Genomic DNA, 18,168 nt, shown 5'->3' with positions numbered 1-18,168 from the left:
GTTCGGGGCCGCTATGACCAATCAAATCGCTATCTGGCTAGGTGTTCTCATTCTTGGGGGCGTCGTAGTGGATGTGGCCCTGGTAGGAACCGAACATTTGTTGTTTCTGGGCAAAAAACTGTACGACTTTCTTGATTGGCTAGCCTTTTGGCGCTGAGAATAACCTAACGGACCTTTCACCCACGTTTACAGGCTCGATCGGAGTTTTAGCCAAGCCGTTCGCGCAATGCATCATTCACTCGCGGGGTAACGAACTTTGAAACGTCACCGTCCAGCCTCGCGATTTCCTTAACCAGCTTTGATGCAATCGCCTGATGCCGGGCCTCGGCCATTAGAAAGACAGTCTCAATCGAGTTATCCAATGCCCGATTCATACCAACCATCTGAAACTCATACTCAAAATCCGCCACGGCGCGCAAACCGCGTACGATGATCTGTGCTCCTACGTCCCGCGCACAGTCGATCAGAAGGTTTTCAAACGGATATGCAACAATTTCGGTGCCGGTCTGTTCTGTTAGAAATGCGCATTCAGCCTCGATCATCGCCACGCGTTCTTCCAGAGAAAACAAAGGTCCTTTGTCTCGATTGATCGCGACCCCGATCACCAATTTATCAACCAACGCTGTTGCGCGCCGAATTATGTCAATATGCCCCAACGTGATCGGGTCGAAAGTTCCGGGGTATAATCCAACGCGCATCAAACACTCCAGCGCAGCAAAATTTCGGCGCAAGCAAACACAACTTTGTCATAGGTGCAAGGGTTCGGCATGAGCCGGGCGAGCGTCAGTGACCCATTATCATGCCTTCGAGCGCATCTTTCTCCATGGCCAACTCGGTTAATTGCGCCTTAACGGCGTCGCCAAGGGTAACGATGCCCAGGAGTTGACCGTCCTCAACGATTGGCATGTGGCGGAACCGACCCTCGGTCATTTGCGCGAGGACATCCTGAACCGAATCTTGACGACTGGCTGTCACAAGCTTCTTGGTCATGTAGGTGCTGACAGTTTTATTCAGACAGCCACTGCCGCTTGCAGCCAATTCCCGTACTATATCCCGTTCGGATAAAATTCCGATTGCCGTTTGTCCGCCGTCTTCTGAGACTACGACCGTGCCAATCCTCTTTTCAGCGAGAATTTTGGCGGCTTCGGAAATTGTTGCCGACGGCTCAATCGTCACCACCCCATCGGTAGCCTTTGATGTGAGAATGGCCTGAACCAGCATATGCAAAACCTCCGAAATAATTTGCCGTTTTACAAAGCGTTGCCGGAATGAATGAACCTGTCAAGGTGAAGCTTCTGCCTCAAGTCTCGTAACCTCATCGCGCAAGCCTTGCGTCAGCTCACCAGCGAAGCGGTTCAGCCGTTCGTTGCGCTGATCCCCCTGATGCCGAACCAGATAGAAACTCCGGGTTAAACTAACTTGATCCGTTACAATTTTTTGCAGTCCGGGATGAAACGGAAGGGTGAAGTCATGTGCAACACAAAGGCCTGATCCCAGCGACACCTGCCGCAATTGTACTGAGACGGAATTTGATGCCAGGGCAACCCTGTCAATTCCAAGGTCATTCAAGTAATCCAGCTCACGATCAAATATCATGTCTGGAATGTATCCGATCATTCGGTGCCGCTTTAGGTCATCGCCTGACATTATGGGTGCGTTTCGTTGCAAGTAATTTTGACTGGCCACCACATGCAACCGGTAGTCTGTTATCTTTTGGACCAACAACCTGCCTGCCGTAGGCGCACTAACGGTTACCGCCATGTCGGCCTCTCGCCGGGAAAGGTTGATGATCCGCGGCAAGGCTAGAATTTGTATGTCGAGGTCTGGGTTGGCGTCGCAGATACGCGAACAAACTTGTGGAAGTAAGTAATTGGCGCATCCGTCTGGTGCACCGATTCTGATTTGACCACTCAGAGACTTTGTCGATCCAGCGACGGCTCCGGCTGCACTCCGCATCGCCTCTTCCGCTTGAAGCCCATGATCCATCAGTCTTTCACCAGCGGCAGTCAATACGTAACCCTGCTGCGATTTGGTGAATAGCACCGTGTCCAAAGACGCCTCGAGGCGGGCAATCCTGCGCCCTACGGTTGCCGGATCAATTTTTAGGATACGCCCCGCCGCAGAAAGACTTTCCTCGCGCGCAATCGCCAGGAATATCCGCATGTCATCCCAGTTTGGTGTCATTCCTGTCCTCTTTGCATTTTTGCAAAGCTCTTTTGAGACATTGCCTCTGTTCGCGGGATTTTTGCAAGTCTATTGTGCGGCTAAATTTATCTGAGGAGTTTGCAATGAACGACCTGACTCATTTTTTTAACGGCGAGATGGTACCGGGCACGTCTGGTCGTTTCGACGATGTATTCAACCCTGCGACGGGTGAAGTTCAGTACAAATGCCCAATGGCGAGTGCTGACGAGACAACTATGGCCATCGAACAGGCAGCGGCCGCCCAGCCTGCATGGGGGGCAACGAACCCGCAAAAACGCGCACGTGTTATGATGGCTATGGTCGGTCTGATAAACCGAGACATGGACAAACTGGCCGAAGCGCTAAGCCGCGAACACGGTAAAACCATTCCCGACGCCAAGGGCGACCTGCAACGTGGTCTGGAAGTGATCGAATATTGCATCGGTGCCCCACAGATGCTTAAGGGAGAATTTACTGACAGCGCGGGCCCAGGCATCGACATGTATTCGATGCGTCAACCGCTTGGCGTTGTTGCCTCGATCATGCCTTTCAATTTCCCGGCCATGATGCCGTTGTGGCATGTTGGTCCAGCTTTGGCCTGCGGCAACGCCGTGGTGTTGAAGCCATCCGAGCGCGACCCTTCTGTCCCACTGATGCTGGCTGAACTGTTTGTAGAAGCTGGTTTGCCAAAGGGCTTGTTCCAAGTCGTTAATGGCGACAAAGAAGCCGTCGATACTCTTCTAGATAGCGAAATAATTCAGGGTGTGTCTTTCGTCGGATCCACGCCGATTGCACAATATATCTATTCACGTGCAACTGCGAACGGTAAGCGCGCGCAATGTTTCGGTGGTGCAAAAAACCACATGATCGTTATGCCAGACGCTGATATGGACCAAGCGGCAGACGCGTTAGTTGGTGCTGGTTTCGGTGCAGCGGGCGAACGCTGCATGGCAATTTCAGTCGCGGTTCCGGTAGGCGAGGAAACAGCCGACGCACTAATAGAAAAACTGATACCACGTGTCGAAAAGCTTAAGGTTGGACCATATACCGCTGGTGATGATGTGGATATGGGGCCGGTCGTTACAGGTGCCGCAAAGCAGCGTATTCTTGGGCTGATCAACTCGGGCGTGGAACAAGGCGCGAAATTGGTTGTTGATAACCGCGACTTTAGTTTGCAGGGATATGAGGACGGCTTCTTTGTTGGCCCTCATCTGTTCGACCATGTCACCCCTGACATGGATATCTACAAACAGGAAATCTTTGGCCCGGTACTTTCCACCGTTCGTGCAGGATCCTACGAAGAGGCGCTGAAACTTGCCATGGATCACGAATACGGCAACGGCACAGCTATCTTTACCCGCGACGGTGATACTGCGCGTGACTTTGCCAGCCGCATCAACATCGGCATGGTTGGCGTCAACGTCCCAATTCCAGTGCCGTTGGCCTACCACACCTTCGGTGGATGGAAGAAATCCATGTTTGGGGATTTGAACCAGCATGGACCCGACAGTTTTAGGTTTTATACCCGTACTAAGACTGTGACGTCACGCTGGCCGTCCGGGATCAAGGAAGGTGGCGAGTTCAACTTCAAAGCCATGGACTGATCCAGACAGCACCACCACTCACTCTCACTCACCTAAGAAACGAAACTCGGCCAAATAAATTGGCCGAGTTTTTCAAAATACTGATAGCATAATGCCCAAGTGCCGCAATCACGAGAAATTCAGAACCACAACTCTGGAAAATTAGTGTTTGTGCGAATAGTTTGCCGCCAAGTTGACGATTGTGCAGATTTTATCCTCGGAGGCAGCATTGTCCCAATCCCGTATTACCCGTCGTTCCGCTTTGCTGGGCGTGTCGTCCCTTTTGGCGACCCCCACCCTTTTACGCGCTCAAAGCCTGGACGCGTTTCCGCAGGACGAGGAAGCGATCAGCACGCAATTACCTGTGCGTCGCAACACTTCGTCGTTTTCGCAACAGAGCTGGCAAGATCATTTTGATCAGATCGGAGTTGGATGTTTGTTGGCCGATATCACCAGTCGCGCAGTCCATTATTGGGGGCCGGACGGCACTTATAAACTGTATCCAAGTTCTGTTCCAATGAGCGAGGAACTTACTAAGCGCGGTTACACTGAAGTAGTAAGAAAGCGAGAAAATCCAAGCTGGACGCCGACCGCGTCCATGCGTGAAAGGGATCCATCCCTGCCCGTGAGTATCGAAGGGGGCGCCCCTGGTAATCCGCTAGGAACCCGCGCAATGTACCTGTCTTGGCCGGCTTACTTGGTTCACGGCACGCATGATACTCGCAAGATCGGGCGTCAAAGCTCGTCTGGGTGTATTGGCCTCTACAACCAGCACGTTGAAGAACTGTATCCGCTGGTTAAGGTTGGCACAAAGGTACGACTGGTCTAACTGCAGGCTGGATTTTCAAAATGGAAAGCCCCGGCCGTTCTGGACCGGGGCTTAACTTTTGGAGGATACCAGTAATTATTCTGGCAGAATTACCGCGTCTACAACGTGTATGACACCATTGCTGGCTTCAATGTCAGCCTGTACGACTTTAGCATCGTTGACTTTGACACCGTTTTTCGCGTTTACGCTGAGCCGATCACCCTGCACTGTAAGTACCTTCGCACGCTTTCCTGCTATGTCGCCTGACATCACTTTCGCTGGTACCACGTGGTAGGTCAGGATCGAGACGAGCTGATCCTTATTTTCGGGCAACAACAAAGACTCGACTGTACCTTCTGGTAGTGCCGCGAACGCTTCGTCCGTCGGAGCAAACACTGTAAATGGACCATCGCCTTTCAACGTATCTACTAAACCAGCAGCTTGGACGGCAGCGACCAAGGTGTTGAACGAACCTGCTGATACAGCGGTATCAACGATGTCTGCTGCTTCGGCTTTTAAAGGCATAGCAAAGGCTAGTGCGGCGGCTGCGCCCATAAATGTACGGCGGAACATGGCTGTCTTCTCCTCTCCAGCTTGTTATGGGGAGGGATACGGCAGGTTTACGCTAGCGGATCACTTTGGTTTCAATTTTCTTTAATTTGAACCCAGATACTTTGCGCTCGACCGTCCTTTAAGAAAGGTAGTGCCTCAACCACATCTGGCCGCATCTTCTGTAGAAAGTAACCCGGCCAAAGCATTGAAAATGAACCAGATTGAAGAATTGCGTGCAGCATGTACTGCTCCCCCCAGCCGGGGCAATCGTAGAAAAAGCGCTTGGGGTATTCGAAAGGTAAAAAAACATCGTGCACGTGAACAACAACACCTGGTTTCAGGGATGGGATGATCCTGCAAAACAGATGCGCGACGTCGTTACTGACTCTCACGACATGGCTAGAATCTATAAACAAGACATCGCCTGCTTCCAGTCTTTCGAAAAGCGCAGGATCGACTTCCTCCAACCGTTTTTGTTCAAATGAATCTACCACGTGCGCTATGTCGGCCCTTGGAAAGGGATCTATTGCAGTGATTTTCGTCTCCAGTCCGCCATCAATGATCGCCTGCCTTGTCACCCGGGTTGAGTTCCCGCAACCCACCTCAACAACATTCTTTGGTCGAAAACGCCGGATCATCAGATAAAGCGCATCGGCGTCCGGACTGTCATAGTAGCCATTTCCGGAACGATAGCCGGTTTGATTTTTAGCGGGGTCTTTCAAAGCTTCCAGCGCTTGTGAATGGGTCGAAAACTCTTCGAGAAGCTGCGTTACATCAAACCCCTCCATTCCCGGAGACAGGGCATATGCAGGTTTGGCCAACCCGCCAGCGCGCTCAAAAGTCTCCAAACGCGCTTGTTCCTCCCGCTCGGTCACTTTGTCGATAAGCTTTACGCCAAACCGATCAAGGACAGAATTTATTCGGGGAAATTTTCTGGGTTTCACGCAGGTGACTCCAAGCAATGATCTGACTGATGCTCCTTACCCGTGGGAGCCGGGTGTTCGCAAGCCGCACTGCGTCAATCCCTTGGCAAACCGGTTAATTCCGTATTCACTGGTTTAACCTGAACGACGGGGGAGCGCGATGCAGCAAGAATTTACTCTTGGTATTGAAGAAGAATACCTGCTGGTCGACCGCGACAGCTTGCAACTTGCTGAAGCCCCAGAAGCGTTGATGGACGCATGTCAGGCTGATTTTGAAGGTCAAGTAAGCCCTGAATTTCTGCAGTGCCAAATCGAAGTTGGGACGCGACCTCATGTAACGATTAAGAGTGCGCGAGAAGACTTAAAGCGCCTGCGCTCTTGTGTCTCCAAACGGGCTGCGGAATATAACCTGGCACCTATTGCTGTTTCCTGTCACCCATTTGCCAATTGGAAGGACCAGCACCACACCCGCAAGGAACGATATGACGCGTTGCAACATGCTTTGGGCGGCGTCGCGCGCCGTATGCTGATTTGCGGGATGCATGTGCATGTCGGCATCGAGGACCCGGCCCTGCGGGCTGATCTAATGCCTCAGCTTTCATATTTCCTGCCTCATTTGTTGGCGCTATCCACCTCCTCTCCCTACTGGAGCGGCGAAGATACTGGTTTGTCTTCTTACCGATTAACCGTATTTGACAATCTACCGCGTACGGGTCTGCCGCCTATCTTTGGAAGTTGGGCTGAATATGAACGGACCACCGGTGCACTTGTCGAACTGGGAGTGATCGAAGATACCACCAAAATTTGGTGGGATTTGCGACCCTCACATCGGTTTCCAACCCTTGAAACTCGTATCATGGATGTTCAACCCAGACTGGAACATACCTTGTCATTGGCCGCACTCAATCAGGCTCTTACCCGAATGCTATGCCGCCTGAAGGCACGAAACCTTAGGTGGCGGCAGTATGACCGTTTCTTAATTGGAGAAAATCGGTGGCGCGCCCAGCGTTACGGCGTTGGCGAAGGTTTGATTGATTTTGGGGACCGTTCGATTAAACCAATGGCCGAGCTTATGGGTGAATTGATGGGCATGCTGGCAGAAGATGCCGAGGCTTTGGGCACCATGTCTGAACTTGCCCGATTGCGTCAAATTGCGGAAAACGGAACCTCGGCAACCCGTCAACGCCGCGTACATGCCGAGGCTGCCGCCAGCGGCGCCGATCCGGGCAAAGCGGTAGTCGAGCACTTGATCCAGGAATTCCACGCTGACCTCTAAAGTCAGACCCGCGCAAGAATGTCTTTGATGCGGTCCGCCACCGGCTCGTACAAATCCCGATCTTTCCAGTATCCGTTGTGCGAAAATGGGTTCCAAGATGTGAAAACCTTACCAGCATTTATTGGCTTATCTCTCAGCGCCCTGTCTCTGGCCAATTGTTCGTAACTCGGAGCACTTTTGCCTAATGGAAAGCCCAAAACATCGTGACGATCATAGTAGTTGTACCACCAGGTCCGAAACCGCAGCGCAGGCGGCAGATCCCGGTTTGGTGCCATGATCGGATAAATTTCGTTTTCGGGATAGGCAAACAGGAAAATTGGGATGTTGCAGCCAAATGTCACGATGCCGGCCACTGTTTGCATGTTTTCAACTGGCGTGGGTTCTGTTGGCGGTCCACCGTGCCTCAAGTGTCGTTGTTTGTCATAAATATAATTCGACATTATGTGACCGCCCAGTGAGTGGGCTACGATTAAAATCGGGGCGTGGTCCCCGATCTGATGCCGGATGACCCGCATCACGAGCTCTATTTTTTCGTGAATTGCGGCGTAAATCTTGTCACCTCCATCAGGAGTAGGACGATAAGACGCCGCATCCGACAAGTTGCAGACAACAAATTCGCGCAACTTGTCATAGCCCAGGCTTCGATTGATCTTACGTAGGTATCCCTTTTGTCGTCCCTGCAAAATCTGAGCCCAAACAACTTCTTGCCAGTTTACTTTGTCCATGTCCGAGCCAACTTCTCTAGCAACTTTCTTCCGTAGATCCTTTGAAAATGTGGGCGTGGACGACGGAGGTTGGTTCTGCGGATTATGCTGGCTTCCCATGCCGTGAATGGCGACTACTGCCATTTTGAAATTGGACATCAATGCCTCCGTAAATTTGTTTGCAACAATGCCTGCATTATAGCGCATCATGGGAGTTCCCGAAACTTGACTGGATGGTTTGCTGTCATTGCAAAAGTTCTGTAAGGATTGAATAATAAAACACTTGTTCAATTCCACCAGTAACAGGGATTTTCCGCCATGGATTTCGCGCTGACCGAGGAACAGACAGCCATATTCGACATGGCACACGCATTTGGGCGAGAGCACATCGCGCCATTTGCTCGACGGTGGGAAGCCGACGGCACGATCCCTAAAGAGCTTTGGCCACAGATTGGTGAACTCGGTTTCGGCGGACTCTATGTCTCGGAACAAGCCGGGGGTTCTGGGTTAACGCGACTAGATGCGACGCTTGTTTTCGAAGCCCTTTCCATGGCGTGCCCTTCCGTGGCGGCGTTTCTGTCGATCCACAACATGTGCGCCAAAATGCTAGACAGCTTCGCCAATGATGAGTTGAAGTCGCGGATAATGCCGGATGTTCTTAGTCTCAACACCGTTCTCAGCTATTGCTTGACGGAACCCGGTTCAGGGTCCGACGCAGCTGCTTTGAAAACGCGCGCAGAACGAACAAACGAAGGCTATACATTGAATGGTACCAAAGCCTTCATTTCAGGGGGTGGCTACTCTGACGCATATGTTTGCATGGTTCGTACCGGTGAGAACGGGCCCAAGGGGATATCTTCTCTTTACGTGGAAGATGGAACACCCGGCCTAAGCTTTGGAGCCCTTGAACAAAAGATGGGTTGGAAGAGCCAGCCGACGGCTCAAGTTCAGTTCGACGATTGCAAAATTCCCTCGGGAAATCTTATTGGATCTGAGGGCGATGGATTTAAATACGCGATGATGGGGCTGGATGGCGGCCGGTTGAATATCGCATCCTGTTCCCTGGGGGCGGCGCAAAACGGTTTGGACATGACGCTTCAGTACATGTCGGAACGAAAGGCATTCGGTCAATCAATTGATCAGTTTCAGGCCTTGCAATTCCGCCTTGCAGATATGGAAATCGATTTGCAAGCAGCCCGCACGTTTCTGCGTCAGGCAGCATGGAAGCTGGATCAGGGTGCGCCGGACGCCACCAAGTTCTGCGCCATGGCCAAAAAGTTCGTTACCGAGACGGGCTCGAAAATTGTTGATCAGTGTCTGCAACTTCACGGCGGGTATGGTTACCTTGCCGACTACGGGATCGAAAAACTTGTACGTGACTTGCGCGTGCATCAGATTTTGGAAGGCACCAATGAAATAATGCGCGTCATCGTCGCGCGGCAGATGTTGAAAAATCGCTGAGGACTCAATGCCGGACATCGATATTCGAACGACAGGACGCGCCGGGCGTATTACTTTGACCCGTCCTAAGGCGCTGAATGCCCTCAGCTATGACATGTGTATGGCTATCGATAGCGCCCTGCGCAACTGGCGCGAGGACGACGATGTGGATCTCGTTATTCTGGATGCAGAAGGGGAAAAGGCCTTTTGCGCCGGTGGTGATATCGCGGAACTTTACGAAACTGGCACTAAAGAAGATTTTACTTTTGGTCAGACTTTTTGGCGCGATGAGTATCGATTGAATGCGCTGATATTTGAGTACCCCAAGCCCGTAATCAGTTTTTTGCAGGGCTTTACCATGGGCGGTGGCGTTGGGATCGGATGCCACGGAAGCCACAGAGTGGTAGGAGAAAGTTCTCAGATTGCGATGCCCGAATGCTCGATTGGTTTGGTGCCCGACGTTGGCGGATCGCTCATGCTTGCACTTGCGCCAGGAAGACTAGGAGAATACCTGGGCACTACCGGGTATCGCATGGGTCCGGCAGACGCGATGCTTGTTGGTTTCGCGGACTACTTTATCCCGCAAATAAACTGGCCCGACCTGATCGAGTTGCTTGAGGCTTCAGGACGCGCCGAAATAATAGACGATCACGCGTATACGCCACCCATTGGGACTCTTAACTATCTACAGGCAGAAATCGATCAGTGTTTTGATGGAGAGACCCTGTCAGACATTTTGAACAATTTACGCAACATTGAATCCGAGTTTTCGAACAAGGCGATGACCGCCCTTCGACGCAATTCGCCTCTTTCAGTTGCCTGCACGATAGAGATGCTTCACCGGCTGCGAGGAACGAGTTTGACCATACGAAAGGCGCTGGAATTGGAGTACCGGTTCACCTTCAGAGCTATGGAACACGGAGACATCCTAGAGGGAATTCGCGCCCAAATCATCGACAAAGACCGCAATCCGCAATGGCAATTTGCCGACATGAACGTCCCGGCGGTAGCGGTTTCAAAAATGCTGCAGCCGCTTGGATCGGATGCATTAAGTTTTCCGGAGGAGTAGGCAATGAAAATTGGGTTTATTGGGCTTGGAAATATGGGCGCACCGATGGCCGCCAATTTGGCAAAGGCGGGGCACTTAGTCGTAGGGTTTGACATGGCAAGCGTGAGCGTCGAGGGCGTAGTGATGGCCGGATCGAGCGCAGAGGCTGCATCGGACGCGGACGTGGTAATCACTATGTTGCCAAATGGCGAAATCTTGCGCGCAGTTGCTGACGACATCATACCAGTGATGCAAGCGGGTGCTGGGTTCGTGGATTGTTCGACAGTTGACGTGGAAAGTGCGCGTGCTGTCGCAAATCAGGCTCAGACTGTTGGGCTTCTTCCTGTCGATGCTCCGGTTTCGGGTGGAATTGGCGGAGCAGCGGCTGGAACTCTGACGTTTATGGCTGGCGGCAGTGTAGCGGCGTTTGCCCAAGCTGCCCCGTTATTCGATATTATGGGACAAAAGGCCGTTCACTGCGGGGAATCCGGCGCAGGGCAAGCAGCAAAGATTTGCAATAACATGATCTTGGGCGTGACAATGATCGCTACGTGCGAAGCTTTTGCCTTGGCAGACAAGCTAGGACTGGACCGGCAAAAAATGTTCGATGTCGTCAGCACTTCATCTGGTTATAGCTGGACCATGAACGCCTATTGCCCCGCTCCGGGTGTCGGCCCTCAAAGCCCCTCCGACAATGCCTATAAACCCGGGTTCGCCGCCGAACTCATGCTCAAGGACTTGCGCCTTAGTCAGCAGGCAGCAGAAAGCGTGGATGCAGACACCCCAATGGGATACATCGCAACAAATTTATATGAGCAGTTCGTAGAAAATGAGAATGGTATGGGTATGGACTTCAGTGCGATGCTTCCACGTTTTGAAAAACGCAATCGCAGTTGAACGCATCAAGGCGAAAACCCGCTCAAGGCGTAGAATTCGCGGGAATCCAGCAACTTTAGTGGCTATATGATCCACAATTCCTTGTTGGAGACCGCGTAAATGAAACCTAACGCCTTTTTAGTATTGATCGCGCTGATGACCATTAGCCCAACCATTGGGTTAGCTGGAAATGGAAAGAGTAAGAGCAAGGGTTTTGAAGTCCACCGAGCGGTACCGCAAGATGGTGTTATTGTGGCAAAGTCGAAGCATTGTCCGCCCGGCCTTGCCAAAAAGGCCGTACCGTGTGTTCCACCTGGTCAAGTCAAGAACCGGTATCGTGTCGGAGACCAGATAGGTAGCGACTACACTTGGATTGAGGATCCTTTCCGCTACGGTCTGGACCGTCGTGGAAATTACGTGCGCGCAGGCAATTATGTTTATCGTGTCGATCCCGACACACAAAAGGTGCTTAACTTGATCGGCGCTGTCGCGGATATCTTGTACTAATCCGAATTATTCTGCCGCAACTGCACGACCTTCCAGCATTGGTTTAAGATATCGACCCGTGTGGCTGCGTTCGCAATTAGCCACATCTTCGGGTGTTCCCACGGCTACGATCTGGCCGCCCCCATCTCCGCCTTCGGGGCCGATGTCGATGATCCAGTCCGCAGTCTTAACCACGTCCAGATTGTGTTCGATTACGACGACAGTGTTGCCTTGGTCGACCAGTTCATGCAGTACTTCCAAAAGCTTGCGAACATCTTCAAAATGCAGACCAGTTGTTGGTTCGTCCAGGATATACAACGTCCTGCCAGTCGAACGTTTAGACAACTCCTTTGAAAGTTTCACTCGTTGAGCTTCACCGCCCGAAAGCGTGGTCGCCTGTTGCCCGACCTTGATATATCCAAGCCCAACCCGCGCCAGAGCATCCATCTTATCTCGGATCGACGGAACGGCTTTGAAAAACTCCTGAGCGTCTTCCACCGTCATATCAAGCACATCCGCGATGGATTTACCCTTGAACTTAATTTCCAGTGTCTCTCGATTGTAGCGCGCTCCTTTGCAGGTCTCGCACGTCACGTACACGTCTGGCAAAAAGTGCATCTCGATCTTAATTACACCATCACCTTGACAAGCCTCGCACCTACCACCTTTGACATTAAAGCTGAACCGACCTGGCTTGTACCCACGCGCCTTCGCCTCGGGCAGACCTGCGAACCAATCGCGGATTGGGGTAAAAGCCCCGGTATAAGTGGCTGGATTTGAACGAGGAGTCCGCCCGATGGGACGCTGGTCGATGTCGATAACCTTGTCCAGATATTCAAGACCTTTTATCGTTTCGCAGGGGGCTGGTGTTTGACGTGCACCATTAAGGCGCATCGAGGCCGTCTTGAACAAGGTTTCGATTGTTAAGGTAGATTTACCTCCACCAGAGACACCCGTCACGCACACAAATTTGCCAAGTGGAAATTCCGCAGTCACGTTTTTAAGGTTGTTCCCGGTCGCCTTAACCACCGTAACCTTGTGTTTCTTGCCGTTGCGTCTTTCGGCCGGCACGGCAATCTCTCGCGTTCCCGACAAATACTGCCCAGTTATAGAAGCTGTATCCCCCGCGATGCGATCAGGCGTGCCATGGCTCACGACCTGGCCTCCATGCACTCCAGCTCCTGGGCCGATATCAAAAACATAGTCGGCTTCACGGATTGCTTCTTCGTCATGCTCGACAACAATCACCGTATTACCTTGATCTCGAAGGTTCTTGAGCGTCCCCAAAAGGCGGTCATTATCACGTTGATGCAACCCGATCGAAGGTTCATCCAAAACGTACAACACACCAGTCAGCCCCGAGCCGATCTGGCTGGCCAAACGGATGCGCTGGCTTTCACCACCTGACAATGTGCCACTTGAACGTGAAAGCGTAAGGTATTCCAGACCTACGTTATTCAGAAACCCAAGCCTTTCACGTATTTCTTTCAAGATCGCACGAGCAATTTCGTTTTTCTGGCTACTGAGATGATTTGGAGCGTCCTCTATCCAATCCAGCGCTTCGCGGATTGACATCTCGACCACTTGCCCAACATGCAGGCCCGCTAATTTGACCGCAAGAGCCTCGGCCCGAAGCCGATATCCGTTGCAGGTCCCGCAGGGCCGATTGTTTTGGTATCGCTCGAATTCCTCGCGGATCCAGGCACTGTCTGTCTCGCGATAGCGGCGTTCCATATTTGGAATGACGCCTTCAAAGCTGCGCGTGACCTGATACACTCTCCCGCCTTCGTCGTACCGAAACTGGATTTCTTCTTCGCCTGATCCTCGCAAGAAAACCTGCTGAACTTTGGCAGGTAAGTCCTTCCAGGGTGTGTTCTTATCAAATTCATAATGGCGCGCTATTGCTTCGATTGTCTGCAGGAAATAGGGTGATTTTCCCTTTCGCCACGGCGCCAGCGCACCATCAAAAAGCTTTAGGGTTTGATCCGGAACCACCAGCCGTTCGTCAAAAAACAATTCGACTCCCAAACCATCACAGTCCGGGCAGGCCCCAAATGGCGCATTGAAAGAAAATAACCGAGGTTCGATTTCCGGGATCGTAAAACCACTGACCGGACAAGCAAAATTTTCGCTGAATGTGATACGTTCCGGATCGCCCTCGCGCGGTGCCGTTTCCAGAATCGCGATGCCATCGGCCAAGTCCAGCGCGGTTCGCAAACTGTCGGCCAAGCGGGTTTCCATGCCCTCGCGCACCACAAGTCTGTCTACCACCACGTCGATATCGTGGCGGAATTTCTTGTCCAGCGTCGGTGGTTCATCCAACTCGTAAAACGCGCCGTCGACCTTAACGCGTTGGAATCCTTGTTTTCTAAGCTCTAGAAACTCTTTTCGATACTCTCCCTTCCGATCACGGACGATTGGAGCAAGAAGGTAGCCGCGCGTCCCCTCCTCCATCGTCATTATTCGATCCACCATATCTTGCACCTGCTGCGCTTCGATTGGCAGCCCCGTTGCCGGGCTAAAGGGAGTCCCGGCACGTGCAAACAGCAGGCGCATGTAATCGTAAATTTCCGTTACAGTGCCCACCGTCGAGCGAGGGTTCTTCGAAGTCGTTTTCTGTTCAATGGAAATAGCAGGTGAAAGACCGCTGATGTGATCCACATCTGGTTTTTCCATCATATCCAAAAATTGCCGCGCATAGGCCGAAAGGCTTTCGACATAGCGGCGTTGGCCCTCAGCATAAATGGTGTCGAAGGCCAATGAAGACTTACCCGAACCAGAAAGCCCTGTAATCACGACAAGCTGGTCACGTGGAATATCAACATCAATGCTTTTGAGGTTATGCTCGCGTGCGCCACGCACCTCAATATTCTTTAGTTCAGCCATTTCGGCCCCCAAAACATAAGTGTCTTAGAAATAGGCGAGCGGCACTGAGTCTCCAACAAAAAAGTTAGAACAAAGTGTGAACTAACGATTTATTGCCGACACCAAATCACATTGCCACCACGGCCCCATACTTCGGGCACGCACAATTTGTAATTCAGTTTGAATTAATGATGGCGCGGTTGACGGGGCTCGAACCCGCGACCCCCGGCGTGACAGGCCGGTACTCTAACCAACTGAGCTACAACCGCGCATTTTGGGTCTATGTCCGATCCATTTGCCTGGATCTAAGGCTGGCAGCGATGGCGCGGTTGACGGGGCTCGAACCCGCGACCCCCGGCGTGACAGGCCGGTACTCTAACCAACTGAGCTACAACCGCCCACTGCCCGTTCATTGCTGAACGTTGGGGTGTATTATGGCTCAACCCCGGTATCGTCAAGCGGCGTTTTAAAGTTTTTTCCTGTTTTCGAGGTTTTCTGGACCGCGAGACATTTCAGAACGATTAGATTAATCTTTTTGAGCAAATTCCTTTTGTCTGGCGACGAGTGGATGTTTTATCGAGAAATTACTTTTGATGGTTTCTCAAAGATTCTTCTAGAATTATGAGCGAGTGAAAATTTTTCCGCAACGCATTGATATCATATCAACTTCATGATCGGCAGGATTAACGTCATGCCAGTCAAACACCACGGAGCGTTATACATAGATACTGAGGGGCCGTGGTTTAGAGTTGCAACCTTTGGGCAGTCAAAAAAGGCGGGCATTAAGCCCGCCTTTGAAAGTACTATGTTGCGAATATTAGTGAGCAGTCGCCGTCTGCCCACCTGTGTCTGCGGACTTGGTCGCAGCCGCAGCCGCCTCTTCTGCCGCCTCGTCCCATTCTACAGGTTCGGGCTTGCGGACTAACGAATGCTCTAGAACTTCCGAAACATGTTTTACCGGAATAATATCAAGCCCGTCTTTAACGTTATCCGGGATTTCAGCCAGATCCTTTGCATTTTCCTCCGGTATCAGCACAGTCTTTATTCCACCGCGCAGCGCCGCCAACAGTTTTTCTTTCAATCCGCCTATCGGCATCGCGTTCCCACGCAAGGACACCTCGCCCGTCATGGCAATGTCTTTACGTACTGGGATGCCCGTCAGAACCGAAACAATTGACGTTACCATAGCCAGTCCTGCGCTTGGACCGTCCTTGGGGGTCGCTCCGTCAGGCACGTGCACGTGGATATCAATCTTGTCGAACTTCGGCGGTTTCACCCCTATTTCAGGCGCAACGGACCTAACATAAGACGAAGCCGCGTCGATGGACTCCTTCATCACATCACCCAGCTTACCGGTGGTCTTCATCCGGCCCTTACCGGGCAGTTTAAGCGCCTCAATATGCAGCAGGTCGCCTCCAACCGAGGTCCACGCCAAGCCAGTCACCACACCAACCTGATCGTCTTGCTCCGCCAAGCCGTAGCGATATTTGGGCACGCCAAGGAATTCATCAAGATTGTCAGGTGTAACCGTCACGGTTTCCGCTTCTTTCTTTATGATCTTGGTCAGTGATTTTCGCGCTACTTTGGCGATCTCACGTTCAAGGTTCCGCACTCCTGCTTCCCGCGTGTAGGTGCGGATAATCGACTGCAGCGCCTCGTCAGTCAGATCAAATTCCTTTGCTTTCAGCCCGTGGTTTTTGATCTGCTTGCTGATCAAATGCTGTTTGGCAATCTCGCTTTTTTCTTCTTCGGTGTAACCAGCAAGCGGGATAATTTCCATCCTGTCCAACAAAGGCCCAGGCATGTTGTAACTGTTCGAAGTGGTCAGGAACATTACATTGGAAAGATCATATTCGACCTCCAAGTAGTGATCCATAAACGTATTATTCTGTTCCGGGTCCAAAACTTCCAACATGGCCGAGGCTGGGTCACCTCTGAAATCCTGACCCATCTTATCAATTTCGTCCAATAAGATGAGCGGGTTTGTAGTTTTCGCCTTTTTCAGCGCCTGGATAATCTTGCCAGGCATCGAACCAATATAGGTGCGGCGGTGCCCACGAATCTCGGATTCATCACGCACACCACCCAACGAGATGCGTATGAACTCACGACCTGTAGCTTTGGCAACTGATTTACCGAGAGAGGTTTTACCAACACCCGGGGGACCCACAAGGCACAAGATCGGACCCTTCAGCTTTTTCGAACGCTGTTGAACTGCCAGATATTCGACAATCCGTTCCTTGACCTTTTCGAGGCCATAGTGATCAGCATCGAGAATATCCTGCGCACGACCCAAATCCTTTTTAACGCGAGACTTGGTGCCCCACGGCAGAGAAAGAATCCAATCTAGATAGTTCCGAACTACAGTAGCTTCGGCCGACATCGGGCTCATATTGCGGAGTTTTTTCAACTCACCTTCGGCCTTTTCCCGGGCTTCTTTAGACAGCTTGGTTTCTGCGATCTTAGATTCCAGTTCGGCGACTTCGTTACTTCCATCCTCGCCATCGCCAAGCTCTTTCTGAATCGCCTTCATTTGCTCATTCAGATAGTACTCGCGCTGTGTTTTCTCCATCTGTGATTTGACGCGTGTTTTGATCTTTTTCTCGACCTGCAAAACAGACATTTCGCCCTGCATCAGGCCATAAACCTTTTCGAGCCGCTCACTTACAGATAGCGTTTCCAGCAATTCTTGCTTTTGCTCAACCTCGATACCCAAATGACCTGATACCAAGTCAGCCAATTTGGCTGGCTCCGTCGTTTCGCCAACTGCTGTCAACGCTTCTTCGGGAATGTTCTTGCGAACTTTGGCGTAACGCTCGAATTCATCTGCGACGGTCCGCAATAACGCTTCCGTGGTGGTCACGTCACCCGGAATCTCCGTCAGATATTCCGCACGAGCCTCAAAGAAATCCTCATTTTCGAGGAATTCGGTGATTTGCACCCGAGCCTGGCCTTCGACCAGAACTTTGACCGTACCATCCGGTAACTTCAGTAATTGCAGTACGTTGGCCAGCACTCCTGAACGGTAAATGCCGTCTGTATCCGGGTCGTCTTCGCCCGGGTCTACTTGGCTGGACAATAGTATTTGCTTGTCATCCTGCATAACCTCTTCCAGGGCGCGGACAGATTTGTCTCGGCCCACGAAAAGTGGGACGATCATGTGTGGAAACACAACAATATCGCGCAGTGGCAGTACTGGGTATGAGGAGTTCAGAGGCTCTTGCATGCTCTATCCTTATCGTTGGCAAGACGGCTCTGGTCCCTCATCGAGGCAACTCCCGGCCGTCTCCTGTCTTGGACGGTAAAGGTGGGGCGGTTCGCGCCACATTTCAACCTTACCATCACCTGTTGGGCTTAAGAATGACCCGAGGTCGAACCGACTGCAAGGCATCAAGCGCACATATCCGGCAATTTTCTGCGATT

At 51.7% G+C, this 18,168-nt stretch carries 16 protein-coding genes and 2 tRNA genes; 8 read left to right on the top strand and 10 right to left on the bottom strand.

Translation table 11 applies throughout. From position 1 onward, the window contains the following. The first annotated feature begins 13 nt into the window (after positions 1–13). Positions 14–157, top strand: coding sequence for a hypothetical protein (locus GOV45_RS17995; RefSeq protein ID WP_170480349.1), 144 nt, complete (start codon positions 14–16; stop codon positions 155–157). A 49-nt stretch (positions 158–206) separates the two neighbouring features. Here the strand turns inward: GOV45_RS17995 and coaD are convergent, their stop codons facing one another. From coaD to GOV45_RS17980, 3 genes are all read right to left on the bottom strand, one after another. Next, positions 207–698, bottom strand: a complete 492-nt coding sequence (gene coaD / locus GOV45_RS17990) for a pantetheine-phosphate adenylyltransferase (RefSeq protein WP_170480347.1) — start codon at positions 696–698, stop codon at positions 207–209. An 85-nt stretch (positions 699–783) separates the two neighbouring features. Next, positions 784–1,221: a CBS domain-containing protein gene (locus GOV45_RS17985; protein WP_170480345.1), complete on the bottom strand. Its 438-nt coding sequence runs from the start codon at positions 1,219–1,221 to the stop codon at positions 784–786. Positions 1,222–1,281: 60 nt separating this feature from the next. Further along, complete coding sequence (locus tag GOV45_RS17980) at positions 1,282–2,184, bottom strand: LysR family transcriptional regulator (protein WP_170480343.1); 903 nt, start codon at positions 2,182–2,184, stop codon at positions 1,282–1,284. A gap of 104 nt (positions 2,185–2,288) precedes the next feature. On the opposite strand from GOV45_RS17980, the gene GOV45_RS17975 reads away from it, so the two are divergent. Then, positions 2,289–3,788, top strand: a complete 1,500-nt coding sequence (locus GOV45_RS17975; protein WP_170480341.1) for a CoA-acylating methylmalonate-semialdehyde dehydrogenase — start codon at positions 2,289–2,291, stop codon at positions 3,786–3,788. 208 nt (positions 3,789–3,996) lie between these two features. Further along, positions 3,997–4,596: a L,D-transpeptidase gene (locus GOV45_RS17970; RefSeq protein ID WP_170480339.1), complete on the top strand. Its 600-nt coding sequence runs from the start codon at positions 3,997–3,999 to the stop codon at positions 4,594–4,596. 75 nt (positions 4,597–4,671) lie between these two features. Here the strand turns inward: GOV45_RS17970 and GOV45_RS17965 are convergent, their stop codons facing one another. Both GOV45_RS17965 and GOV45_RS17960 read right to left on the bottom strand, forming a co-directional pair. Beyond that, positions 4,672–5,148 (bottom strand): fasciclin domain-containing protein, encoded by a 477-nt coding sequence (locus GOV45_RS17965; RefSeq protein ID WP_170480337.1) that lies wholly within the window; start codon positions 5,146–5,148, stop codon positions 4,672–4,674. A 71-nt stretch (positions 5,149–5,219) separates the two neighbouring features. Further along, on the bottom strand, positions 5,220–6,071 hold the full coding sequence (locus GOV45_RS17960) for a class I SAM-dependent methyltransferase (RefSeq protein WP_170480335.1): 852 nt from the start codon (positions 6,069–6,071) through the stop codon (positions 5,220–5,222). A gap of 139 nt (positions 6,072–6,210) precedes the next feature. On the opposite strand from GOV45_RS17960, the gene GOV45_RS17955 reads away from it, so the two are divergent. After that, entirely contained in the window at positions 6,211–7,326 is a 1,116-nt protein-coding gene (locus GOV45_RS17955) for a carboxylate-amine ligase (RefSeq protein ID WP_170480333.1), read from the top strand. A gap of 2 nt (positions 7,327–7,328) precedes the next feature. Here GOV45_RS17955 and GOV45_RS17950 read toward each other — a convergent pair whose 3' ends face one another. Next, a complete protein-coding gene (locus GOV45_RS17950) occupies positions 7,329–8,189 on the bottom strand; it encodes a hypothetical protein (protein ID WP_170480331.1) in 861 nt (286 codons plus the stop codon). A 159-nt stretch (positions 8,190–8,348) separates the two neighbouring features. Between GOV45_RS17950 and GOV45_RS17945 the strand changes: the two genes are divergently transcribed. From GOV45_RS17945 to GOV45_RS17930, 4 genes are all read left to right on the top strand, one after another. After that, a complete protein-coding gene (locus GOV45_RS17945) occupies positions 8,349–9,491 on the top strand; it encodes an acyl-CoA dehydrogenase family protein (RefSeq protein WP_170480330.1) in 1,143 nt (380 codons plus the stop codon). A gap of 7 nt (positions 9,492–9,498) precedes the next feature. Then, complete coding sequence (locus GOV45_RS17940) at positions 9,499–10,539, top strand: enoyl-CoA hydratase/isomerase family protein (protein ID WP_170480327.1); 1,041 nt, start codon at positions 9,499–9,501, stop codon at positions 10,537–10,539. A gap of 3 nt (positions 10,540–10,542) precedes the next feature. Then, positions 10,543–11,415 carry a 3-hydroxyisobutyrate dehydrogenase gene (mmsB, locus tag GOV45_RS17935; protein ID WP_170480326.1) on the top strand — a complete coding sequence of 291 codons (873 nt, stop codon included), beginning with the start codon at positions 10,543–10,545 and terminating at the stop codon, positions 11,413–11,415. 99 nt (positions 11,416–11,514) lie between these two features. Then, a complete protein-coding gene (locus GOV45_RS17930) occupies positions 11,515–11,901 on the top strand; it encodes a hypothetical protein (RefSeq protein WP_170480324.1) in 387 nt (128 codons plus the stop codon). A gap of 6 nt (positions 11,902–11,907) precedes the next feature. Here the strand turns inward: GOV45_RS17930 and uvrA are convergent, their stop codons facing one another. The 4 genes from uvrA to lon form a co-directional block, all read right to left on the bottom strand. Beyond that, positions 11,908–14,766, bottom strand: a complete 2,859-nt coding sequence (uvrA, locus tag GOV45_RS17925; RefSeq protein ID WP_170480321.1) for an excinuclease ABC subunit UvrA — start codon at positions 14,764–14,766, stop codon at positions 11,908–11,910. Positions 14,767–14,937: 171 nt separating this feature from the next. Continuing rightward, a tRNA-Asp gene (locus GOV45_RS17920) sits at positions 14,938–15,014 on the bottom strand. Between the two features lie 52 nt (positions 15,015–15,066). Next, positions 15,067–15,143 (bottom strand) — tRNA-Asp (locus tag GOV45_RS17915). Positions 15,144–15,562: 419 nt separating this feature from the next. Continuing rightward, positions 15,563–17,971: an endopeptidase La gene (lon, locus tag GOV45_RS17910; protein ID WP_170480319.1), complete on the bottom strand. Its 2,409-nt coding sequence runs from the start codon at positions 17,969–17,971 to the stop codon at positions 15,563–15,565. Positions 17,972–18,168 lie beyond the last annotated feature (197 nt).

Source organism: Ruegeria arenilitoris, assembly GCF_013035425.1.
Classification (GTDB): domain Bacteria; phylum Pseudomonadota; class Alphaproteobacteria; order Rhodobacterales; family Rhodobacteraceae; genus Ruegeria; species Ruegeria arenilitoris_A.
This window is presented reverse-complemented; position numbering and strand designations above follow the sequence as displayed.